The following is a 22,609-nucleotide window of genomic DNA, read 5'->3' as shown; positions in this document are numbered from 1 at the left end:
ATCGATTTAAAAAGACCAGTTCGAATTTGTGAACTCTCTGTGTCAGCGCCTCGCTTCCAGGGTCGCCATATCAGGCGTTGAGCAGCAAATATTGCCGCTCCCACGGGCTGATGACCTGCATGAACGTTTCGAATTCGCCGCGCTTGACTCCGGCATAGTTGCCGATGAACTCCGCGCCCAGGACCTCGGCGAAGGCGGGTTCGCTTTCCAGCAAGGCGACGGCCTCTAGAAGTCCTCTCGGCAGATCGACCGTCGTTCCCTCATTGGCGGTGTGCGACGTCGGCTTGCTGGGCTCCAGTTCCTGCATCATACCGAGATATCCGCAGGCAAGCGATGCGGCGAGCGCCAGATACGGATTGGCGTCCGAGGATGGCAGGCGGTTTTCGACGCGCCGCGCCGCCGGTTCGGAGTTCGGAATCCGGAAGGCGGTGGTGCGGTTGTCGTATCCCCATGCGGTGTTGACCGGGCAGGCCATCTCGGGAGTGAGCCGGCGGTAGGAATTGACGTAGGGCGCCATCATCACCAGCGCCTTCGGGATGAAGTACTGCATGCCGCCGATGAACGAGAAAAAGTGCGGTGACGCGGAGCCGTCCGGGTTGCAGAAAATATTCGCGCCGCTCTTTGCGTCGATGATCGATTGGTGAATATGCATCGCAGAGCCGGCCTGGCCCTGCATCGGCTTGGCCATGAAGGTTGCGTATATGCCGTGCTTGAGGGCCGCTTCGCGCAGCGTCCGCTTGAACATGAACACCTGGTCGGCGAGCTCCACCGGATCGCCATGGCGCAGGTTGATCTCGAGCTGGGCCGGGCCTTCCTCGTGTATGAGCGTATCGATTTCGAGGCCCTGGGCTTCCGAAAAATGATAGATGTCGTCGATGAGTTCGTCGAACTCGTTGACGCCGGCGATGGAATAGGCCTGACCGCCGGCAATTGTTCGGCCGGACCGTCCGACAGGCGGCTGAAGCGGATTGTCCGGGTCGTTGTCGAGCGCGATGAGATAGAATTCTATCTCGGGCGCGACGACAGGCTTCCAGCCCTGATCGTTGTAGAGGCGCAGCACGCGCTTGAGCACGTTGCGCGGCGTATACTCCACGGCCTTGCCGGTGGTGTCGACGATGTCGCAGATCACTTGCGCGGTCGGGTCCGTTTCCCAGGGGACGACGGACAGGGTTGAGAGATCGGGGACGAGCTTCAGGTCGCCGTCGCGCGGATCGTAGCGGAAATTGCCGGTTTCCTCAGGATACTCGCCGGAAATCGTCTGCCGGTAGAGCGCGGATGGCAGCGACAGCGACGTATTGGAGGTGAATTTGGAGGACGGCATCATCTTGCCGCGCGGTATGCCGGCGAGATCGGGCGTGATGCATTCGATATCTTCTATTCCGCGCCAATTGAGCCATTCCCGAACCTGCTTCCAGCTCTTCACGCCGCGCACATTGTCCAGATAGCCTGGTTTGCTCCGGCTCTTTTTGGGTCTCAGTGAGCGTGAGTGGAGAGGGTCCTCCGAATTGTCGGGCAGAATCTGCTCGTTGGAAATGTTCTTCTTGTCCTCATGCCGCATGGGGTCCTCGACGGTATCGCTTTCCTCTGCCGAAACGGTTCAGGAATCTGATAACACGAAAAGGCCGCCGAGGAGAGGGGGGTGCGAATAGCTTCCCTCATTCGGCGGCCTTTTCAGCAGTTCGCGAATTGCGAAGCTGCCCTCCCAGATTATTTGCCCTGCGTGACGATCACCGGAATAAGCAGGTCGCCCCAGTTGCCGTCGCCGCCATGATGTCGGGCGGAGCGGACGAGTTCGACCGATACGCCGGCATCCACGGCTTTCATCACGGACTGGTTGAGCCTGTGCAGGTCATTGGCGACCATGCGGATCAGGGTCTGCTGATCTGCGCTCATGGCGGAAGACTGTTCTTCTGCCCGTTCCTTGACGCGTGTCTGCGGTGCCATTTCGGTACTCCTTTTCTGGCGTATGCAGATGACGGATGTTCCGTCGGGGTGAAGAAGGGCGCCTGTCGCGCCCTCCGGGGATTTATTCGGCGGCCGGCCGGAACTGTACGGTTTCAGTCGATTCGCCCATGGCTGTGGTCGAGGACTGTCCGCCGGTGATGGCCATCGAGACGGCGTCGAAGTAGCCGGTGCCGACTTCGCGCTGGTGCTTGGTCGCCGTGTAGCCATTGGCTTCGCCGGCGAATTCCGCTTCCTGCAGCTCCGAGTAAGCGGCCATCTGACGATCCTTGTAGCCGCGCGCCAGTTCGAACATGCCGTAGTTGAGCTGGTGGAAACCGGCGAGCGTGATGAACTGGAACTTGTAGCCCATGGCGCCGAGTTCGCGCTGGAACCTGGCGATCGTCGCGTCGTCCAGATTTTTCTTCCAATTGAACGAAGGCGAGCAGTTATAGGCCAGCATCTTGCCCGGATGGACTTTGTGAACGCCTTCGGCGAAGCGCTTTGCCTGCTCCAGGTCCGGCTTGGAGGTCTCGCACCAGATCAGGTCGGCGTGCTCGGCATAGGCGATGGCGCGCGCGATGCAGGAATCGAGGCCGTTTTTGACCGTGTAGAAGCCTTCAGCGGTGCGGCCGGCGTCGTAGTCCACGAATGGCTGGTCGCGCTCGTCGATGTCCGATGTCAGCAACTTCGCGGCTTCTGCGTCGGTGCGGGCGATCACCAGCGTCGGCGTTCCCATGACGTCGGCCGCCAGACGGGCTGCGTCGAGATTGCGAATGTGGGCTGCGGTCGGGATCAGAACCTTGCCGCCGAGATGGCCGCACTTCTTTTCCGAGGCGAGCTGGTCTTCGTAGTGAACGCCGGCGGCGCCTGCTTCAATGTAAGCCTTCATCAGTTCGAAGCTGTTCAGGGGGCCGCCGAAGCCGGCTTCCGCGTCAGCGACGATCGGTGCGAACCAGGTGTCGACCGAAAGGCCGTTGCCTTCGGACGTTTCGATCTGGTCGGCCCGCTGCAGGGTGCGGTTGATGCGCTTGGCCAGTTCCGGACCGGCGTTGGCCGGGTAGAGCGACTGGTCGGGGTACATGGCGGACGCGGTGTTGGCGTCGGCGGCGACCTGCCAGCCGGAGAGATAGATGGCCTTCAGGCCGGCGCGGACCATCTGCATGGCCTGGTTGCCGGAGAGAGCGCCCAGCGCATTGACGAAGTCTTCGTCTTGAATGAGCCGCCAAAGGCGGTTTGCGCCCATCTCGGCCAGGGAATACTTGATCTGGACCGAACCGCGCAGCCGCTGCACATCGGCGACGGAGTACGGACGTTCGATGCCGTCGAAACGGCCTTCAGGCGCTGAAGGAACCAAGTTGTAAAAATCAGTCATAGCTTGCTCCGCTGCTTCTTTGCATCATCAGGTCGGGAGTGACCAATGATCAATTTCGATGTGACTGGATTTACATCGCAACGCACAAAAAGCTAGAAAATACCCGGAAACGTGGATGAAAATCGGGTCACAGTGTTGATATTTTGACAAAGTGCGATTGTAAATTTGTAAAAATTGTAATAGCGATACCGGGAGTCAGAACTGTCAAATCTTGTAAAAAGGTGTAAAATTGGCAGAACAGAAGATATTCGCCGGGCCACGGCTGCGTCGCGTGCGCAACGAACTCGGCCTTACCCAGACGGCCATGGCCGAGGAACTCGGAATTTCCCCGTCCTACCTCAACCTGATTGAGCGCAATCAGCGGCCGCTGACCGTTCAACTGCTGATCAAATTGTCTTCCGTCTACAAGCTCGATCTGGAAGAGCTGCAGGGAGAAGCGACGGTGACCGTCACGGCGCTGAAGGAGGTCTTTACCGATCCCATGCTCGCCGATGAACTGCCGGGTGACCAGGAACTGATCGAAGTCGCAGACGCCGCGCCCAACGCGGCGTCGGGTTTCATAAAGCTTTATCGCGCCTACAAGGAATCGCAGTCGCGACTTTCGGATCTGTCGGATCTTTTGGCGAGCGAGGGGCGCTCCACATCCGTTTCAAGCGCCAGGCTGCCTGTGGACGAGGTGCGCGAAGCATTCGAGGGTCGACCCAACTATTTCGAGAAGATCGAAGTCGCGGCGGAGTCCTTTGCGGCTGACAATGTTTCCGGCGACGATCCTGGGTCGTCGCTGAAAGAGTGGCTGAAGCGCGAACACGGCATTGTCGTCCGGCTTCTGCCTGTTCATACCATGCCCAACTGGCGAAGGCGGTTCGACCGGCATTCCATGCGGCTTTTCCTGTCCGAGCGGCTGTCTCCCTCGGATCAGCTTCGCGAAATGGCGGTCGAAGCAAGCCAGCTTGCGTTGCGGGAAATCGTACAGAAGGAACTCGATGATTTCGGTTTCGCTACGGACGAGGCGCGTCGCCTCGGGCGCTTCGAGATCGCGCGTTATGCGGCGCATGCCTTACTGATGCCTTACAACGCATTCCAGTCAGCGGCCGTTCGCGCGCGCTATGACATCGATGTGCTGTGTTCGCGCTTCCGTGTTTCCTGGGAGCAGGCGGCGAACCGCCTGACGATGCTGCAGCGCCCCGGCGCCGCAGCCATCCCGTTTTTCATGCTGGAAATTGACAATGCCGGAAACCGGTTCCGGCGCGCCGGCGCGCGGGGGTTTCCACATTCCCGATTCGGCGGCGCATGTCCGAAGCTCAATATCCACGCAGCCTTTAGCCAGCCCGGCCAGGTTTTCGTTGAGGCTGTCGAGATGCCGGACGGCGCGGAGTTCCTCACAGTTTCGAGAACGCTGGAAGGTCCGCGGGGCGCATTCAACGAACGTGTGCGCCGAACCGCATTGATGATCGGCTGCGATATCGGGTTCAAGGACGATGTCGTCTACGGCGCTGCGGCGTCCGCTCCCGGTCTGCCTCCGATGCCGATCGGACCTTCATGCAGGCTGTGCGAACGCCAGGCCTGTCCTGCGCGCGCCGAACCGCCGCTGACGCGCCCTTCGGGGCTGGACGAGATGGTCACAGGGCTCAGCGCCTTCGACTACCAGTAGGGTGTTGCGGCGCTAAGGCAGAAAGATCGGAGATATCACCGGTCGTGGCCAGGATCCGCCAACGAAGAAACGGGTCTCGGCCGGTGGATCGCCTGCTTCGGTGTTCTCTGACGCAGGCGGGCCTTCGATCAACGTGCCGACCAGCGCCAGGCCGCCGCGCGCATAGGGAATAACGCCGGTCAGTTCGAGCGTGGCGTTGGCGGAGACGATCTCGCCGGTTTTTACGAGAGCCTGCCCGTTGGAAAGATCAACATCGATCTCGGCCGTTTGAAAGGCCAACGATCCGTCAGCCACCGTGCTGATGTCGAAAAACTGCTCGCTGGTGGCGCGCTTCTTGAATTCTTCCAGATTGAAGGCGGGAATGGCGCCGTTGACGATCGAAAGCTTGAATTTGCCGTCAAGATCTGTGGCCGCCGTCGCCCAGGCTGGATAGCGGGAGGCGAGGTTGATGTCGAAAGAAGCCTGCCCCTGCAAAATGGGGCCGCCATAGTTCAAGGCGTTGAGCGCCTGTTCGAGATTGATGTCGCGGCCTGAAAACTTGATCCCGCCGCCGCCTTCGATGCCTTTTTCCGCGAGCATGATGCGGCCAAGCAGGCGGCCGCCATAGGCCGTCGCATCGCCGACGTCGAATGTGGCGCGGCCGTCGGCGATGCGTCCGGCGGCGGCGACGTTGGTGAGATTGAGAGGTCCAAGGGTCGCGGATTGGGCTGAAAGGCGCAGATCGAGGGAAAGCTGATGAAGGAACGACGTGTCGATTGTGCTTGAAATGTCGTCGCCGGACTGAGGCAATGGCGTGAACGCGCGCAGGAAGGACATGATGTCGAGCGTGCTGAAGGCCAGAGTGCCTGATACGCCTGGTTTCTGTTCGTCGGAATATTCGATATCCAGCACGCCGATGCCGCGATTGCCTTCCAGTTCCAGTATCAGCTTGTCGAGGATGGACCGGCCGCGCTGTATCTGGACTTCAGCGTCCAAAGAAACAGCGCCCAGCGCCTCTCCGGGTTTGATCTTCGTGCCGGCCCATTCCAGAAGCAGCCGCATGGACGTGCTCTGCATGTTGAGCTTGCCGCCGAAAAACGGCTTGTCCGAAAGGTTGGCCGAGCCGTCGAATGAAAATGTCAGAGGCGTCGAAACCATCTGCAGATCGATCGGCGCCGTCTGTCTCGACAGCAGCGCCAGCGGCTTGTCGGATACGACGGTCAAAGCAATCGCCTCGCCGCGGATGATGCCTTTGACGCTGCCGCGCAACTGGCTGTTGAGCCGAGGCCAGCTGATCGTTCCGTTGATCGCGGTTACCCTTTCCTCGACGCCAGCCGGACTGTTTGTCCAAGACAGGGTTCCGTCCTGGATCGTGACGTCGCCGAGCCGGTAGTCGGGAACGGGCATGGCTTTTGCAGCATCTACGCCGTTCGCCGCCTCGCTTTTGGCGATCGTTGCGGCGACGGCTTCCGATATGCGCCCGGAGCTGCTGTACCACGGCGTTCGCCCGTCGGGCAGTCGCTCGACCCGCATGATCGGCCGCACCATAATAAAGTTCGAAAAGCTCGGATCGCCGGTCAGAGCCGACAGGATGCTGAAATCCGCCTTTATCTCGTCGGCGTAGAGAATCGGCTCTGCGTCATTCGTCAGTTGCGATGTGATGCTGACCCGGTTCAGGTCGATATGGGGAACGGGCCAGAAACCGATCTCCGGCCTGTCGATGAGTTCGACCTGATGGCCGGTCCATTCGGAAATCTCTCTTTCCAGCCTGTCCTTTACGAGATCCGTCGAGATGGCGTACGGCAGCGCGATGCCGCTGACGACCGCCACGATCACCGCAATGATAATTGCCGCAACGATCCAGCGAATCCAACCAGTACGACGTGAACCGGTTTGTTCCAACTCGACGAACTCCTCCATTCATGAATGAAATCAGGGGTAAAGCCTGCTGCAAGGAATTGCAAACACTGAATAATCACTCATGTGGCGGTTTTGCGATCCGAATCCGCGAGACCGGTTACCAGAGATATTTCGACAGACCGACCGGCTTTTGCGTGAAATTATGGCTGCAGCAAATTGATCTGTAGCCCATCGCTGGAGTAAGCAACATTTTCGTAACAGTCCGTTTTCACTATCGGAGGGGTAGATGACCGATCAAAAACCATTGTGGGCGCCGTCAAGCAAAGCGATTGAAAACGCAACGGTCACCACATTTGCGCGTCATTGTGCAAAGGCTACCGGTCAGGAACTCTCCGATTACGACGCGCTGTACGACTGGTCCGTGAATGATCGCGAAGCTTTCTGGTCGTGCGTCTGGGATTTCTGTGGCGTGGTGGGCGAGAAGGGCGAGCGGTTTCTCGTCGACGGCGACGCCATGCCGGGCGCGGCGTTCTTTCCCGACGCCCAGCTGAACTTTGCCGAAAACCTTCTGTCGGGCAGCGGCGACGGCGACGCCATCATCTTTCGGGGAGAGGAAAAGGTCCGCTCGCGAATGAGTTGGGACGAGTTGCGCAGTCTCGTCTCGCGGCTGCAACAGGCGATGCGGGATCTGGGCGTTGGGCAGGGCGATCGCGTCGCCGCCATGATGCCGAACATGCCGGAAACGATCGCGGCGATGCTCGCCACGGCGTCCATCGGCGCCATCTGGTCATCGTGTTCTCCGGATTTCGGCGACAAGGGCGTGCTTGACCGTTTCGGCCAGATCGAACCGAAACTGTTCATTTCCTGTGACGGCTACTGGTACAATGGCAAGAAGCAGGATGTTTCGGAAAAGCTGAAGACGGTCGAAAAGGCGTTGAAGCCTTTGAAGACCGTCGTCATTCCCTATGCCGGCGACGCTGCCGAACTCGCCGGCGCGCTCGACAATGCAGCGACGCTGTCGGATTTTATCGGGCCGTTCCAGAGCCGCGACGTCGCCTTCACGCGGCTACCGTTCAATCATCCGCTCTACATCCTGTTTTCCTCTGGCACCACGGGAATCCCGAAATGTATCGTCCATTCGGCAGGCGGCACGCTGCTGCAGCATCTGAAAGAGCAGCAGTTGCATTGCAGCCTGCGGCCCGACGAGCGGCTGTTCTATTTCACGACCTGTGGCTGGATGATGTGGAACTGGCTGGTGTCGGGCCTCGCCTCGAAGGCCGTGCTGTGTCTCTATGACGGTTCGCCGTTCTATCCGGACGGAAACATCCTGTTCGACTACGCCGCGGAAGAGAAATTCGCGATTTTCGGCACTTCGGCGAAGTTCATCGATGCGGTCCGCAAGGCCGGGCTCACGCCCAAGACCTCGCATGATCTTTCAACCATGCGAATGATGACGTCCACGGGGTCGCCGCTTTCCCCGGAGGGCTTCAACTTTGTCTATGAAGGAATCAAGGACGACGTCCATCTCGCCTCGATTTCGGGCGGCACGGATATTGTTTCCTGCTTCGTGCTTGGCGTTCCCGTGAGGCCTGTCTGGTCAGGCGAAATCCAGGGCGCCGGTCTCGGCATGGCGGTCGATGTATGGAACGAGGCTGGCGAACCGGTGCGTCTCGAGAAGGGCGAACTCGTGTGTACGCGGCCTTTCCCCTGCATGCCGGTCGGATTCTGGAACGACGAGGACGGAAGCAAATACCACTCGGCCTATTTCGATCGTTTCGACAATATATGGTGCCACGGCGATTTCGCCGAGTGGACCGGGCATGGCGGAATGATCATACACGGGCGCTCGGACGCCACGCTCAATCCTGGTGGCGTGCGCATCGGCACTGCCGAAATCTATAATCAAGTCGAACAGATGGACGAGGTCGTCGAGGCCATATGCATCGGCCAGGACTGGGACGACGATGTGCGGGTCATCCTCTTCGTGCGCCTGTCCGACGGCGTCGAACTGGATGAGGATCTTGTGAAGAGGATCAAGAGCCGCATTCGCACCGGCGCGTCCCCGCGGCATGTCCCGGCCGTCGTTCTGGCGGTGAAGGATATTCCGAGAACCAAGTCGGGCAAGATCACCGAACTTGCAGTGCGCGACGTCGTTCATGGACGCGAGGTCAAGAACAAGGAAGCCCTAGCAAATCCCGAAGCGCTCGAGCTTTTCTCAAATCTGGAAGAGCTGCGTTAGGTCAGGTTTCACAAACCAGCATTCGGCGTGCAAGCGCCTTCATGGCGTCCACATAGGCCTCCTGCGTCCAGCCGCAGGCGACGGTGAGCTGTCGCCAGTTATGAACCATCAGAAGGGTCCATAAGAGGTCAGTCGCCTTGTCAGCGTCGAGTTCGGGCCTAACAAGGAAGCCCTAGCAAATCCCGAAGCGCTCGAGCTTTTCTCAAATCTGGAAGAGCTGCGTTAGGTCAGGTTTCACAAACCAGCATTCGGCGTGCAAGCGCCTTCATGGCGTCCACATAGGCCTCCTGCGTCCAGCCGCAGGCGACGGTGAGCTGTCGCCAGTTATGAACCATCAGAAGGGTCCATAAGAGGTCAGTCGCCTTGTCAGCGTCGAGTTCGGGCCTAAGTCGGCCGTCTCGATCAAGCGCCTTTACGGCTTCCTCGCACCCCTCGCGCACGGCCTGCATGCGGTTGCTCCAGGCCTCTTTCGCCGCCGGATCCTTGTCCTGCATCGCCAGCAAGGCCGCTGCGACCCCGAAAATCTCGGGAATATAATTGCCCCAGGCCTCGATGAAGGCGTCCAGCCGCGCCAGCCCTGTCGTCGCCGATCGGCTTGCGGCCAGGCGTCCGTCAACGTCCTTCACCTCGTCCAGGTAGCGGGTCGTCGCGATCAGCAGATCGACCCTGTTCGGAAAATGCAGATAGACCGCCTGCCGGCTGACGCCGGCCTCTTTCGCAATGTCGGACATGCGCACGTCGTCGCCGGTCGTGGTTTCGAGCAGTTTCCAGGTGGATTCGAGAATTTTTGTGCGAGTATCGGGCTTATTGCTTGACATGGTGTAAAGTTATCACTAATTGACAACATGTCAACTTTACATCGTGTCAAGTCAGGAGATTATTATGAAAGTCGTCATTTTCGGTGCGTCCGGAACCGTTGGCCGCCTTGCTGTCGATAAAATGCTTGCCGGAGGGTGCGAGGTAACTGCTTTTGCGCGTCATCCCGAAAAGCTGAGGAATTCGAACCCGAACCTTACGCGTGTTGCAGGAGACGTCATGGATCCGGAGGCCGTGGCGAACGCAGTCAGCGGTCACGAAGCTGTGGTCGTCACCCTTGGGTCGGGCATGTCGCGCAAGGGGGTTGTCCGGTCGCAAGGCACGCTGAACGTCATCCAGGCGATGCAGCGGCGCGGGGTGCGGCGGCTGATCTGCCAGTCGACGCTCGGCGCGCACGAAAGCTGGGGCAATCTGAACTTCTTCTGGAAACGCATCATGTTCGGTTTGATCCTGCGCCCGGTGTTTCGGGATCATGAATTGCAGGAGCAACTGGTTCGGGCCAGCGGCCTTGACTGGACGATCGTGCGCCCGAGCGCCTTTACGGACAATCCGGCCACCGGGCGATACAGGGAAGGATTTGGAGCCGGCGAACGCAACCTCGCCCTGTCGATATCCCGCAGCGACGTTGCGGAGTTCCTGAAACGGCAGTTGAAGGACACAGCCTATGTCAACCGGGCCGTCGGTATCTCCGACTGATCATCTGTGTTTTTGCGAACTCGCCGTCCTGTCGCCCGTCACGCCGCACCATGGCGGGCGACAGGCAATTGTCCGGGCCTCGTCCCAGACAATCAGGTTTCCGCGGTTTCGTTCCTGACCTTGTGCGGCGACAGCCGCCAACTTCCGCGATCCACAAGCCACTCCGACGATTTCTTGACGCCGCCGAAGGGAAAGACGTGTATCTGCCGGATGGGCGTTCCGGGACGCGACAAAACGTGGTTTTCGATCGGCGCCACCACGTCTTCCGGCGAGTGGCTTGTGGCGAGCATGGTGAGTGATCGCGTATTTCGCTTGAAGAAGGCCAGCGAATTGCCAACGCCGCACATCGCCGCATATCTGATCAGGGTGGTGATCTTGGCGGGTCCGGCGACTCCGAGATGCACCGGCAGATCGACGCCGTGATCCTTCAGGCTGTCCGCCCACCTGATAAATTTGTCGCCGTCGAAACCGAACTGCGTGACGACGCGGATTTTGGCGTCGGTGCGTTCGCCGAAGGATTTTTTCAAACGCAGCGCTTCCAGCGCCACTTCCTCCGAGAAATCCGGACTTCCCTCCGGATGGCCTGCGACGCCGATATCGGTGACGCCGTATTTGTCGAAATAACCGGTCTCCAGCACTTCCATGCTCGAAGAGAAATCGCCCGCCGGCTTTTCGAGCCCGCCGCCAATGACGAGAACGTCCTGCACGCCGGCCATTTCGGCCATTGCCTTGATGCGATCCTCCAGCGCCTGCCGGTTTGTGAGTCGGCGCGATGCAAAATGCGGAACCGGGGAGTAGCCGAGGTCATGCACGCGGCGCGCAGCGGCGACAAGCGTTTCGGTCGGATCGGATCCGACATCGGTGATGTAGACGCGAACGCCCGCGGGAAAGAGCCCCGGCAGATCGGCCGATTCGACGGCTTGTCTCGGCGACACCTCGATCGACGCCTCGATTTTCCTGTCTGCGCTGGGCTTGTTCATATCGACTTCTCCTTACATTCGCCGCCGTGGGGCGCGCAACGGTTTATGACTGGGTCCTGTAGAACTTTCGGCTGGCTTCGTGAATTGGCCATGGCTGCACGGTTGCGCGCGCAGTTGTCTGCCGGTGCGGCTCGACGTTGGGCTTGGCGCTGCCGCCGTTCGGTTCTCCCCACAGCACGCTGACTTCTGCGCCCGGTTGCGCGGCCGCCTCGTCCAGGATCGCGAGGGATATCCAGGCGCGTTCGTTGGCCGAAAACACCGGACTGATCGAGACGCCGACATCCTTTCCCCCGTCCAGGACACGGTCATAGGGATGCGTGGCGTAGTGAGCGGCCGGCATTTCCATAACTTTGGCGGGAAGATCCCCGTCATCCATCATGCCGGCGAACACAGACAGCACGTCGTCGCGGTTCCAGACCAGCGTCATCTTGCGACGGTGCGGGCCGCCCGCCATCTTTTCAAGCGCCTGGCGACCGATGAATTCGTGGTCGAACTTGACGACGCGGCCATAGTCGAGATCCCAGGGCGTCAGATAGTAATCTTCGACATTGTCCGACATCAGGCTGCCGCCGAGCGAGGAGACGCCCTCGAAACCGTTTGCCGGCAGCCATTCGCGATAGGCCTGCATGTCCTTGCCGGTAAAGATCGCCGGCAGAGGAGAGGGAATCCAGCCCGATTCAGCGGCGGCCGTGGAATAGGCGCGCGAACCGACCTGCCGCAGCCCAAACGCCTCTCCGGCTTTCAGGAGCGCTGCCTTGACTGCTGCGCCTTCTTCAAACGGCCCCCAGAGCTCCAGTCCCTGTGCGCCGCCCATGCCGTGCGACAGGGTGCGGGCCGTGCATCCGGCTATCGTGATTTCACCCATATTGAAGAATTTTGTCGTCAGTGGCCCGCCTTCGTTCACTGTCTCCAGCAGCTTCAGCGCATTCGGCCCTTGCACCTCGTAGCGGTATGTCTTGCGGGGCTTGTCGGGGTTTTCCAGTGTCCGGATATCGCGTTCGACCGTGACGTCATAGCCGCTGCACGGGCGTTGCGCCCAGCGCTTCGACAGTGGCCGCGGCGGTGGAGCCGGAAACCCTGATCTTCAGTCCCTTGATGTCGTCGGGCGTGCGAACGTCGTAATCCTTCATGATGAAGATAATCGGTTCGGAAGCCCAAAGAGCCAGCGGCTTGGTGCCGGGGAACTCATCCTTGAGATGTTCGTCATAGGCGTTCCAGATCATGTCGTAGCCCGTCATGCCGTCCATTGCGCCCGGCATTTCGACGATCATGCTTTTCGGAAACTGGGATGACGTGTAGCCCTGCAGACCCCAGGTGATATCCGCCACTCCCTGCAGCGCGCGGACATATTGTTCAAGCGGGCCTGCTCCGAGCTCGCCGCCCGGATAGACCTGGATCTTCAACTCGCCGCTGGAATCCTGCTCGAGCCCATTGGCCAGCGGCTCGACCACGGATCGGGTGACGATATGCGCCGGCGGCACAAAATGCGCGAGCTTGAGCGTTTCTTGCGCCGACGACGGGCTTGACAGTCCCACAACGGCGGCAACGGTGACCGTGGCCGAGGAAAGGCCGCCGAACATGCGATTGATATTCATCACTATCCTCCTGATTGATGATACTTTTCCCGCCAAGTGAATCGAGAACGCTCCCGCATCCCGTGACTGGGCATTCCTCCTCGTATTGTAGCCGCCGGCCGTTTCCGGCCGGCGGGAGGCCTGGCGTTCCCGCGCCTGTCAGAACATCAGGCCGACTTCTTGGTGCGCCAGCTTTCCGCGTAGTTATCGCGCGCTTCGCTGGCGTAGGGCGTCGGCGATACGCGCACCCGGATTTCCGTTTGCTTGTGCTTTTCGGTGGATGTTTTCTGGGTTTCCTCCGGTTCGCCCCAGACGAGCGTCAGCACGTCGCCTTCCTGCACCGCGTCATCGACCACACCCAGCGACAGCACGCAGCGTTCGTTGAACGAATAGCCGTTGAACATCGACATGCCGACCATCCGGTCGCCATTCATGATCATGTCGGCGCTGGTCGAAGCGTAGTTCGGCTGCGGGAAATCGATCCACTTGTAGGGCGTGCCGCCTTCAAAGCCGGAAGCAACCACCTTGAGCACATCGTCGCGATTCCATTCGAAGGTGACCTTCTTGCGGTTCTTGCCTTCCTTCATCTTCGTCAGCGCGTCCTTGCCGATGAAGTCGGATTTCCATCCGATATAGAAGCCGTAGCCGAGTTCGAACGGATTGACGTAGTAATCCTCGATATTGTCGCTGACGTAGCTGCCGCCGATGGAGCCGGCCGCTTCGTAGCTGTCCGCGCCCAGCCACTCACGATATTCCTTCATCATTCCGTCGCCCGTGTAGATGCCCGGCAACGGCGACGGAATCCAGCCGGATTCCAGCGTGTTCGTCGAATAGGCGCGGCTGCCCACCTGGCGCAGATCGACGCCGACGTCCCGCGCGGCTTCCAGGATCGTGGACTGGATGTAGTGCTTGTCGGCATAGGGTCCCCACACTTCGAGACCCGGCGCGCCGGCCATGCCATGCCGCAGAGCCTGAACCCGCTTGGAGCCGATGTTGATCCAGTCGACATGAAAGAACTTCACGTCGGGAATGGCGCCGCCGTTGATCTTGTCGAAAATCTTGTTGGCGTCCGGGCCCTGGATCTGGAAACGGTAATGCGTGCGGTAGATCGCCTTGCCGTCCGGCCGGCTGTCGGAGCGCGGATCGTGGATAAGCCGCACCTTCCATTTGCCGATCGCCGCCTGGAACTTGACCCAGTTCGCCGTCGGCGCGCGGCCAACGAGCACGAACTTGTCTTCCCGCTCGCGAAAAATGATCATGTCGCCAATGACATGGCCAGCCGGCGTGACCGGGACGAAATGCTTCGCGCGGTTGAGATCGAAATTGGCGAAGCTGTTGATGCCGACATGTTCCAGAAATGCAGCCGCATCCGGTCCTTCGACAATCAGTTCGTCCATGTGGTGGGTCTGGTCGAACAGCACAGCCGTATCGCGCCAGGCGCGCTGCTCGTCGCGCCAGTTGGAAAATTCCGGCGCCACGACCGGGTACACATACATGCCGATTGTCGAGTTGCGCAGGTGATCAACAGTGTTGCCGCTTCTGCGCAGAACGTCTTCTAGACTGGATACAGTCATATCTTATCCTCCCATATAGCAGTTCCGTGTATACATAACTGCCCGAATTATGGATCGGACGCAAGTCTAAAACGGTATCGCCATCAGCACTGGTCAGTTGGAGACGATCGCCAGGCTTGGCACCTGGTCCCTGAGGTTTGCTTCCTGTCTGAGCACGTAATCGAGATTGCGTCTTGCGGTGCGCGCATGCTCGCGCGCCAGATGTTCGGCGCGACTGCCCTCGCGCGCGGCGATGGCGGCGGCGATCGCGCGATGCTGCTCCTGCGCCACCTGCAGCGAACGACGGAACGCCACGATATCGGACCGGTCGGGCAGGAAGGCCGACGGGGATGCGAAAGGCAGGCGACAAACACGCTCCACCTCCCGCTTGACCATGTCGCTGCCGGACAGCGACGCCAGAACCTGGTGGAACTCGGCATTCAGTTCGGAATATTGCTCGAAATCCACCGTATTGTGGGCTTTTCCGAAGCAATTGTCGAGTTCGGAAACCAGACTTTCCATGCGCGAAAGAAGTTCCGGCGCCGCACCGCGCTCCGCCGCCAGACGCGCCGCGGTCCCTTCCAGAACGCCACGCAATTCGATGGCGTCGACGACGTCGTCCATCGTGAAAGTCCGAACGACGAAGCCGCCATTCTTCAGCCTTTCCAGCAGACCTTCTTCCGTGAGCCTGGACATGGCGTCGCGCAGCGGCGTCCGCGATATCTGCAACTCTTCAGCAAGCGGGACTTCGAACAGGCGCGTACCGCCTGTGAGTTGACCGCTTATGATCTTTTCACGCAGTTCTATGACCGTTCGCGCGGCGTGGGTGGCTGCCGTGTTCTGGCTCATTCTCGCGGTTTCCTCTATTGTCTGTTCTCAGCGAGTTTCAGATAGAATGTATACACGATTTCCGGAAAAAGGAAAATCAGATCCGTGGCGGCAATTCACCGCCAGACGACCCGACGGTAAAAAATGCAAGGCAGCCAAACGCGGCGCACTGCGTCAACGCCAATGTTTCATGGTTAATCGAAAGTAAACAGGAAATTAACCGTACCTTTACAGAGCCGCTTGCTGGTTACGATTTGATCAGTTTTGTTAAGGAAGCGTTTACGGTCGCTTCCGTATTGTTCGCGTGTCTGAACCACTTCTGTGTTCAGTCACGAATTCAGGCGACGTTGGTTCTACGGGCGAAACCTGCTTTACAGCTCAGCAAATTTCTCAAGTGCGCTCCGGCGCACTTTTTTTATTGCCTGCTCGAGGTTGGCTGTTCATTTAACTGAGACAGAAGATGATCCTCGATCATATCCCGGTCTTCTCCCGACAACTGGTCCGATCCGAACAGCTTCAAGCTGTGCATGCCTTCGATCGCCAGGTAAGCCATGAGGGCTTTTGTTCGATCCGCCGATCCCGAAAGCAGCCTTTGAAGCAGTTTGCGCCGGAATTCGTTGACCGGTTTGAGAAAATCCGGATCCTCGGCCATGGCGGAGAAGATCCAGGAGGCCGGAGGCTGCTTCTCGTCGAGCGATTTCAGGGACAGGGCGATATAGGCCTTCATCAAGGCCTCTTCGGTGTCGCCTTCTGTTATCGCCGAATCGAGTTTGGCTTCGAATTCGGCGATATAGTCTTCCACGAGGCCAGCCATCAGCGCGGCCTTGCTCGGAAAATGGTACAGAAGCCCGCCCTTGGATACTCCGGCCCGAGCGGCGACCGCATCGAGAGAAAGCCTGCCCGGACCGGCGTCGCGGGCAAGCGCCGCCGCGGCTGCAAGTATCCTGGATCTTGAACTCGGTCTGTTGCCTGACATTCATTTCCTCTCTATTTAATGATAATAAATCCATTTGACATTACCGTCCAGACGGTACAGTTAGGATGAATCTGGACACTATTCGCCTGTCGCCGCAATGGGCCAATGTCATTTGATCTTCGTCCACGCAGAGGTTCCCGTGATCAAGCGTTTCATCATTGCCATCATCCTGCTTGCGATCGTCGTCGGCGGCATCGTCGGCTTCAACATGTTTCGCGATCAGGCGATCGAGCAGTTTTTTGCGAATATGCAGGCGCCGCCCGTAACCGTTTCGACCATGGAGGTCGAACCGATCACCTGGAATCCGGGAATTATGGCTATAGGAACGGTAGGCGCATCGAAGGGCGTCGATCTGACAGTCGAAACGACCGGCGTGGTGCGCGAAATTCTCTTCGACGCAAACCAGCACGTTGAGAAGGGAACTCTGCTCGTCCAGCTCGAAGACGACGTCGAGCGGGCGGATCTGAATTCAGTCGAGGCGCAGGCCGCGCTCGACAGGCAAACGCTGGAACGCGCCGAGCAATTGCGCGAACGCGGCGTGAATTCGGAGGTCAGCGTCACAAACGCCCAGGCGACGGCCTCGGTGTCGGCGGCTCTGTCGACCAAGGCGCAGGCCGTGCTCGACCAGAAACAGGTCAAGGCGCCTTTTTCCGGAACCACAGGTATCCCGCGCGTTGATCCGGGACAGTACGTTTCACCCGGCACGGTGATCGCCACGTTGCAGGATCTCGACACGATGCGGGTGGATTTCACGGTTCCCGAACAACGATTCGACGATCTGGAGATCGGGCAGGACGTGGTATTCGGAATAACCCCCGACGACATGCCGTTCACCGGTTCGATCACCGGCATCGATCCGAAAGTCGACCCCGTCACCCGCATGGTTTCGGTGCGCGCAATCATCACCAATCCGGATGGAAAGCTCAATCCCGGTCAGTTCGTACAGGTCAGGGTCAAGCTTCCTGAAGAAGAGAATATCCTCGCCATTCCGCAGACGGCGCTGATCACGAGTCTCTATGGAGACTATGTCTATCGCGTCAGCAACGCCGAAGATGCAGACGGTGATGCGGCTGGGTCCGAGGGTGATGCGCCGGCCCGACTGGTCGCCAAACAGATCTTCGTGAAACCAGGCCGTCGCAGCCTTGGCTGGGTCGAGATACCGGAAGGCCTATCCGCTGGCGATACAGTGGTTACGGCAGGGCAGAACCGCCTTTCCAACGGCGCAACTGTAACAGTCGACAACGCCATCAATCCAGGCGCAGTCGCTGCCAAACAGACGGACGCCGAATGAACTTCTCGAACATATTCATACAGCGTCCGGTTCTCTCGACGGTTCTGGCGTTCCTTATCCTCATTCTCGGTTTCCAGGGCATCTTCAACCTGCAGATCCGCGAATATCCCGAGGTCGAGGAAACCGTCATCACCATCACGACGGTCTATCCGGGCGCGAGCCCCGATCTCGTCCAGGGTTTTATAAGCGCACCGGTCGCAGCCGCCGTCGCGACGACGGAAAACATCGACTACGTCACGTCTCAAAGCCTGCCGTCGACAAGCGTCGTAACGGTTCACATGCGCCTTGGCTCAAATCCGGACGTCGCCCTTACGGAGGTGCTCTCGAAAGTGCAGCAGGTGCGCGGCGATCTTCCGGCGGACGCGCGCGACCCGACGATCGTCAAGGGAACGGGCCAGACCTTCGCGCTGATGTATCTGTCCATGCAGAACCCGAACATGACTTCGGAGCAGTTGACCGAATACATCAAACGCGTCATCAGGCCCCGCATGTCCACGGTCAGAGGCGTCGCCGACGTCCAGATCCTGGGCGCCGCAGATACACGATGAGGGTCTGGATCGACCCCGTAAAACTCGCCGCCCACAGCATTACCGCGTCCGAAGTTCTCGCCGCCATCAATGCGTCTAACTTCCTGTCCGCGCCTGGCAAGACAGAGAACGAATACGTCGCCTATTCCATTACACTGAGATCGACGTTGCAGACCGAGGACGCCTTTTCCGAACTGCCGGTGAAGTCGGAAGACGGCAAGGTGGTGCGGCTGCGTGACGTCGCCGAGGTCGAACTCGGCGCCGAAAACAACGACACCATCGTCAATATCAACGGACAGGGCGGCACCTTCGTCGGCATCTACCAGACGCCGGCGGCCAATCCGCTCGATACCGCGTCCGCCGTCATTGAAGAGTTGCCGGCCATCCAGGCAAGCCTACCGGAGGGCATGTCGATCGCCCTGGTCTACGACTCCACCGAAACGATCAGCGCCTCGATCGAGGAGGTCTTCAAGACCATCGGCGAAGCCGTGATCATCGTGATCGTTGTGATCCTGCTATTCCTGGGTTCATTCCGATCGGTGCTCATGCCGGTGGTGACGATTCCTCTGTCCCTCATCGGCGTCTGTTTCCTTCTCCTGATGATGGATTATTCGCTCAACCTGCTGTCGCTGCTGGCCATGGTGCTGGCGATCGGCCTGGTGGTGGACGATGCAATCGTGGTCGTCGAGAACATTCATCGTCATATCGAGGAAGGCCTGTCGCCCATGCAGGCCGCCTTCACCGGAATGCAGGAGATCTCCTCCGCCGTCATCGCCATGACGATCACGCTTGCCGCGGTGTTCGCGCCGCTTGCCTTTACCGGCGGTCTGACGGGCGCTCTCTTCAGGGAATTCGCCCTGACGCTTGCGGGCGCGGTGATCATTTCCGGCATCGTCGCCCTGACGATCACGCCGATGATGAGCGCGCGTCTCCTGAAAGCCGGACAGCAAAGCAGGTTCGCCAATTTCGTCGACCGCTGTTTCGAATGGATTTCCGAACGCTACGAGCGGCTTGTCGCCGGGTCTTTGAAATATAGACCGGTCACGCTTCTCGTCGTCATTGCTCTTGTGAGCGTCACGGTCTTCATGTTCACCAAGACATCGAGCGAACTCGCGCCCGAGGAAGACGCCGGCGCACTGTTTGCGCTCATCAATGCGCCGCGTTACGCGACCAGCGAATACACCGACCTCTACGCCGACCAGATTCGCGAATTGACGAAGGACATTCCGGAACTCGACAAGGACTTCCAGATCGTCGGATTTTCCGGACAGACCAACAGCGCAATCGCCGTCTGGGCCTTCAAGGACTGGAGCGAACGCGACCGGTCGCAAAAGGAGATCCAGGCCGATATACAGGCGCGGCTTTCAAAGGTCGCCGGCGTCGAGGCGCTGGTTTTTTCTCCGCCTTCCTTGCCGGGATCCGGCGGCGGTTTGCCGATTTCCGTGGTGATCCAGTCGATCGGGGATCCGAGCCAGGTCTACGAGGTCGCCGAGCAAATCAAGCATGAGGCGATGGCGTCCGGACGTTTCATCGTCGTCCAGAACTCGCTGGCCTATGATGCGCCGGAAGTCACCGTGACGATTGACCGGGATCGCGCGGCTTCGCTGAATCTGCCGATCAGCGACATCGGCACGACGCTCGGACTGCTCGTCGGCGGCGGCTCGATTGCGCAGTTCGATCGCGACTCCAACAGCTACGACATCATCATGCAGGTGCCCGATCGCTACCGTAACAATCCGGAAGCAGTCGGACAGTATTTCGTCCGAAGCATTACAGGCGACATGGTGCCGTTGTCGGCGGTTTTAAAGATTTCAACCAATGCGTCTCCAGCGGCGATCGAACAGTTCAACCAGCTCAATTCCGCGACGATTTCGGCCCTGCCGCTTCCCGGAGTGACAACCGGCGAAGGCTTGGCGTTGATCGAGGATGTCGCCCGGCCCCTGCTGCCCGAAGGCTTTTTTATCGACTATTCGGGTCAGTCCCGGCTGGAGAAAACGGAAGGCAACACGATCCTGATTGCTTTCATTCTGGCCGTTGTCATCATTTACCTGGTTCTGGCCGCGCAGTTCGAAAGCTTCCGCGATCCCTTCATCATCCTGATGTCGGTGCCGCTGTCGATATTCGGGGCGATAATCCCGCTCAATATCGGGTTAGGAACTCTCAATATCTACACGCAGGTGGGCCTCATCACGCTGGTCGGGTTGATCACCAAACACGGGATCCTGCTCGTCGAATTCGCCAATCAGCAGCGCGAGGAAAACGGCTTGTCACGTCGAGAGGCGATTGTCGCTTCCGCGAAGGTGCGGCTGCGTCCGATTCTCATGACGACCGCCGCAATGGCGCTCGGCGTCGTGCCTCTGATCACCGCCGAAGGCGCAGGAGCGGCGGCGCGGTATTCCATGGGACTGGTGATCTTCACCGGTATCCTCGTCGGAACGGCGTTCACCCTGTTCGTGGTGCCAATGTTCTACACCTTCATTTCCCGCAAGGAACTCGGCGCTCCCGTCGAGACCCCTCAGGATCGGTCGGACGCGACGAAGAAAGAAACCGCTCAACCTCTGTAAAGCGGAGCGGCGGATGGCCGCCGGATCGCTGTCCTGGAAATCAGTATAACGGGTAGGATGCCGACGAGCATGATGATCAGCGCCGCCGGCGCGGCGTCCTCGACGCGCGCCCGTGACGCGTCTTCATAGACCAGGGTCGCCAGCGTGTTGAAGTTGAACGGTCTGAGAAGCAGCGTGGCCGACAGTTCCTTCATCGTGTCGACGAACACAAGAAGCGCGGCGGTCATCGCCGCCGGGCGCATCATCGGCAGCAGCACTGAGATGAAGGTCTGGCTTCGGTTACGCCCGAGTGTCCGCGCAGCCATGTCGAGATTGGGCGACAGCTTGTGGAATCCGGCATCCACCGATCCTTCCGCCATGGTCAGGAAACGGATGCTGCATGCGTAGATGATGGCGGCGCCTGATCCCGTCAGAAGCAATCCGACTTTGACGCCAAACATCTGTTCGGAGGCGAGATTGATCAGATTGTCCAGACCCGCCAGAGGGATCAGGACGCCGAGCGCCAGCACGGTTCCGGGAATGGCGTAACCGAAGGACGCGATGCGGCCGGTATAGGCGACGATCCTGCTGCCGGACACCCGCGCCGCATAGGCGATGACGAACGCCACCACGACGGTGATGAGCGTGGTGACCGTAGAGACGTAGAGACTGTCAAACAGTGCGGCGTAGAGCCGGTCGCCGGAAAATTGCTCCAGTCTCTTCAGAGCGAAGCCGCCAAGGATATAGAAGGGAATTCCAAAGCCCGCGAGAATTGGCAGCGCGCAAGCGACCGTCGCCGCCCACGCGGCAGGGCCAGTCAATTTTTGCGGAACCGTGTCGAAAACGGCTCCGGTTGTGCGCGTAACATTAAAGCGTTGGCGTCTGCGCGCCCATCGTTCGAAGACGACGCATCCGAAGGCGATGATCAGCATGGCGCAGGCGATCTGGGCGGCGCCGGCGAGGCTTCCGCGATTAAGCCATGTGTCGTAGATCGAGAACGTAAGCGTGTTGACGCCCAGATATTCCACAGCGCCGATATCGTTCAGCGATTCCATCAGCGCGAGCGTTATCCCGATGGCGAGAGCAGGGCGCGCCATCGGCAATTGTACGCGAAAGAAGGCGCCCAGCCGCCCGACGCCCAACGTCCGGGCGGCGTCGACAGCCGCCTTGCCCTGCATCAGGAAGACGGCGCGGCAGGTCAGGTAGACATAGGGAAAGAGCACGAAGGAGAGGATCATCGCCGCTCCCCAGAGCGATCTTGCCTCAGGGAAACTGTATTGCGAGCCTGACGTGTATCCGAAGATCGCCCGGATCGCGCTTTGAACGGGGCCTGTATAGTCGAGGAATTCGACATAGGCGTAGGCGGCGAGATAGGTCGGAACAGCAAACGGCAGGACAAGCGCCCAGGAAAGCAACCGGCGAAACGGGAAATCGCAGGAGACGACGAGCCAGGCCGAAAGAATTCCCATCGAGCCCGTCAGGACCGCGACGCCCAAGAGCAGGAGAACCGTAGTCCAGATCGACTGAGGAATTACATAACGGATCAGGTGCGGCCAGTCCTCTGAAGATCCGGTCAGGGCGATGACGAACAGCGCGACGACGGGAATGAGGACGAAGACCGAAATGACGAGCGCAAGAACCGGCAGGCCTGCGCCGCTGCGCGCGGATCGTGAAGCAGTCAACGGGAAATGAGCCATCTGTCTTTATCTTGCGCCAACGGATCCGGATGCGGCTTTCCGCGTCTTCTTCCACAAATCGGCGTTTAAGCGCAAGTCTGCTT

General features: G+C 59.5%; 16 protein-coding genes and 1 pseudogene. 5 read left to right on the top strand and 12 right to left on the bottom strand.

The window, feature by feature from the left end; translation table 11 throughout:
- Positions 1-70 precede the first annotated feature (70 nt).
- The 3 genes from AAFN47_RS17010 to aceA form a co-directional block, all read right to left on the bottom strand.
- Entirely contained in the window at positions 71-1,558 is a 1,488-nt protein-coding gene (locus AAFN47_RS17010; protein ID WP_499810441.1) for a glutamine synthetase family protein, read from the bottom strand.
- A 149-nt stretch (positions 1,559-1,707) separates the two neighbouring features.
- Positions 1,708-1,944 carry an SMc00767 family acetate metabolism repressor gene (locus AAFN47_RS17005; RefSeq protein ID WP_220228174.1) on the bottom strand — a complete coding sequence of 79 codons (237 nt, stop codon included), beginning with the start codon at positions 1,942-1,944 and terminating at the stop codon, positions 1,708-1,710.
- 82 nt (positions 1,945-2,026) lie between these two features.
- Positions 2,027-3,316: an isocitrate lyase gene (aceA, locus tag AAFN47_RS17000; RefSeq protein WP_499810440.1), complete on the bottom strand. Its 1,290-nt coding sequence runs from the start codon at positions 3,314-3,316 to the stop codon at positions 2,027-2,029.
- A 229-nt stretch (positions 3,317-3,545) separates the two neighbouring features.
- Between aceA and AAFN47_RS16995 the strand changes: the two genes are divergently transcribed.
- Positions 3,546-4,967 carry a helix-turn-helix domain-containing protein gene (locus AAFN47_RS16995; protein WP_499810439.1) on the top strand — a complete coding sequence of 474 codons (1,422 nt, stop codon included), beginning with the start codon at positions 3,546-3,548 and terminating at the stop codon, positions 4,965-4,967.
- A gap of 12 nt (positions 4,968-4,979) precedes the next feature.
- Here the strand turns inward: AAFN47_RS16995 and AAFN47_RS16990 are convergent, their stop codons facing one another.
- Complete coding sequence (locus AAFN47_RS16990; protein WP_499810438.1) at positions 4,980-6,848, bottom strand: AsmA family protein; 1,869 nt, start codon at positions 6,846-6,848, stop codon at positions 4,980-4,982.
- Positions 6,849-7,092: 244 nt separating this feature from the next.
- Between AAFN47_RS16990 and AAFN47_RS16985 the strand changes: the two genes are divergently transcribed.
- Entirely contained in the window at positions 7,093-9,045 is a 1,953-nt protein-coding gene (locus AAFN47_RS16985) for an acetoacetate--CoA ligase (RefSeq protein WP_499810437.1), read from the top strand.
- 227 nt (positions 9,046-9,272) lie between these two features.
- Here the strand turns inward: AAFN47_RS16985 and AAFN47_RS16980 are convergent, their stop codons facing one another.
- Positions 9,273-9,863, bottom strand: a complete 591-nt coding sequence (locus AAFN47_RS16980; protein WP_499810436.1) for a TetR/AcrR family transcriptional regulator — start codon at positions 9,861-9,863, stop codon at positions 9,273-9,275.
- 64 nt (positions 9,864-9,927) lie between these two features.
- Between AAFN47_RS16980 and AAFN47_RS16975 the strand changes: the two genes are divergently transcribed.
- The gene (locus AAFN47_RS16975; protein ID WP_499810435.1) at positions 9,928-10,557 is read left to right on the top strand and encodes an NAD(P)-dependent oxidoreductase; all 630 of its coding nucleotides are present in this window, start codon (positions 9,928-9,930) and stop codon (positions 10,555-10,557) included.
- A 92-nt stretch (positions 10,558-10,649) separates the two neighbouring features.
- Here the strand turns inward: AAFN47_RS16975 and AAFN47_RS16970 are convergent, their stop codons facing one another.
- The 6 genes from AAFN47_RS16970 to AAFN47_RS16945 form a co-directional block, all read right to left on the bottom strand.
- Positions 10,650-11,537 carry a methylenetetrahydrofolate reductase gene (locus AAFN47_RS16970; RefSeq protein ID WP_499810434.1) on the bottom strand — a complete coding sequence of 296 codons (888 nt, stop codon included), beginning with the start codon at positions 11,535-11,537 and terminating at the stop codon, positions 10,650-10,652.
- 43 nt (positions 11,538-11,580) lie between these two features.
- Positions 11,581-12,477 (bottom strand): hypothetical protein, encoded by an 897-nt coding sequence (locus AAFN47_RS16965; protein ID WP_499810433.1) that lies wholly within the window; start codon positions 12,475-12,477, stop codon positions 11,581-11,583.
- Positions 12,478-12,547: 70 nt separating this feature from the next.
- Positions 12,548-13,132, bottom strand: a complete 585-nt coding sequence (locus tag AAFN47_RS16960) for a type 2 periplasmic-binding domain-containing protein (protein WP_499810432.1) — start codon at positions 13,130-13,132, stop codon at positions 12,548-12,550.
- A 146-nt stretch (positions 13,133-13,278) separates the two neighbouring features.
- Positions 13,279-14,685 (bottom strand): vanillate/3-O-methylgallate O-demethylase, encoded by a 1,407-nt coding sequence (gene ligM, locus AAFN47_RS16955; protein WP_499810431.1) that lies wholly within the window; start codon positions 14,683-14,685, stop codon positions 13,279-13,281.
- 93 nt (positions 14,686-14,778) lie between these two features.
- A complete protein-coding gene (locus AAFN47_RS16950; RefSeq protein WP_499810430.1) occupies positions 14,779-15,513 on the bottom strand; it encodes a GntR family transcriptional regulator in 735 nt (244 codons plus the stop codon).
- Positions 15,514-15,907: 394 nt separating this feature from the next.
- Positions 15,908-16,468 (bottom strand): TetR/AcrR family transcriptional regulator, encoded by a 561-nt coding sequence (locus tag AAFN47_RS16945; protein ID WP_499810429.1) that lies wholly within the window; start codon positions 16,466-16,468, stop codon positions 15,908-15,910.
- 139 nt (positions 16,469-16,607) lie between these two features.
- Here AAFN47_RS16945 and AAFN47_RS16940 point away from each other — a divergent pair, with 139 nt between their 5' ends.
- Complete coding sequence (locus AAFN47_RS16940; RefSeq protein WP_499810428.1) at positions 16,608-17,759, top strand: efflux RND transporter periplasmic adaptor subunit; 1,152 nt, start codon at positions 16,608-16,610, stop codon at positions 17,757-17,759.
- Positions 17,756-20,850: pseudogene (locus AAFN47_RS16935) on the top strand (efflux RND transporter permease subunit). Before AAFN47_RS16940 ends, AAFN47_RS16935 begins: the two are co-directional and overlap by 4 nt.
- Here AAFN47_RS16935 and AAFN47_RS16930 read toward each other — a convergent pair.
- Positions 20,838-22,526 carry an ABC transporter permease gene (locus tag AAFN47_RS16930; RefSeq protein WP_499810427.1) on the bottom strand — a complete coding sequence of 563 codons (1,689 nt, stop codon included), beginning with the start codon at positions 22,524-22,526 and terminating at the stop codon, positions 20,838-20,840. The pseudogene AAFN47_RS16935 and the gene AAFN47_RS16930 sit on opposite strands and share 13 nt — an antisense overlap.
- Between the last annotated feature and the right edge of the window lie 83 nt (positions 22,527-22,609).

The sequence above is a fragment of the Hoeflea sp. CAU 1731 genome (genome assembly GCF_039888615.1).
Classification (GTDB): Bacteria; Pseudomonadota; Alphaproteobacteria; order Rhizobiales; family Rhizobiaceae; genus Flavimaribacter.
The sequence above is the reverse complement of the archived record's forward strand: the minus strand, read 5'-3'. Positions and strand labels throughout refer to the sequence as shown.

Bases quoted from the DNA above. Each gene is read 5' to 3' on its own strand.
- AAFN47_RS17010 (WP_499810441.1), bottom strand. From the start codon at position 1,558: ATGCGGCATGAGGACAAGAAGAACATTTCCAACGAGCAGATTCTGCCC.
- AAFN47_RS17005 (WP_220228174.1), bottom strand. From the start codon at position 1,944: ATGGCACCGCAGACACGCGTCAAGGAACGGGCAGAAGAACAGTCTTCC.
- aceA (WP_499810440.1), bottom strand. From the start codon at position 3,316: ATGACTGATTTTTACAACTTGGTTCCTTCAGCGCCTGAAGGCCGTTTC.
- AAFN47_RS16985 (WP_499810437.1), top strand. From the start codon at position 7,093: ATGACCGATCAAAAACCATTGTGGGCGCCGTCAAGCAAAGCGATTGAA.
- AAFN47_RS16980 (WP_499810436.1), bottom strand. From the start codon at position 9,863: ATGTCAAGCAATAAGCCCGATACTCGCACAAAAATTCTCGAATCCACC.
- AAFN47_RS16975 (WP_499810435.1), top strand. From the start codon at position 9,928: ATGAAAGTCGTCATTTTCGGTGCGTCCGGAACCGTTGGCCGCCTTGCT.
- AAFN47_RS16970 (WP_499810434.1), bottom strand. From the start codon at position 11,537: ATGAACAAGCCCAGCGCAGACAGGAAAATCGAGGCGTCGATCGAGGTG.
- AAFN47_RS16960 (WP_499810432.1), bottom strand. From the start codon at position 13,132: ATGAATATCAATCGCATGTTCGGCGGCCTTTCCTCGGCCACGGTCACC.
- ligM (WP_499810431.1), bottom strand. From the start codon at position 14,685: ATGACTGTATCCAGTCTAGAAGACGTTCTGCGCAGAAGCGGCAACACT.
- AAFN47_RS16950 (WP_499810430.1), bottom strand. From the start codon at position 15,513: ATGAGCCAGAACACGGCAGCCACCCACGCCGCGCGAACGGTCATAGAA.
- AAFN47_RS16945 (WP_499810429.1), bottom strand. From the start codon at position 16,468: ATGTCAGGCAACAGACCGAGTTCAAGATCCAGGATACTTGCAGCCGCG.
- AAFN47_RS16930 (WP_499810427.1), bottom strand. From the start codon at position 22,526: ATGGCTCATTTCCCGTTGACTGCTTCACGATCCGCGCGCAGCGGCGCA.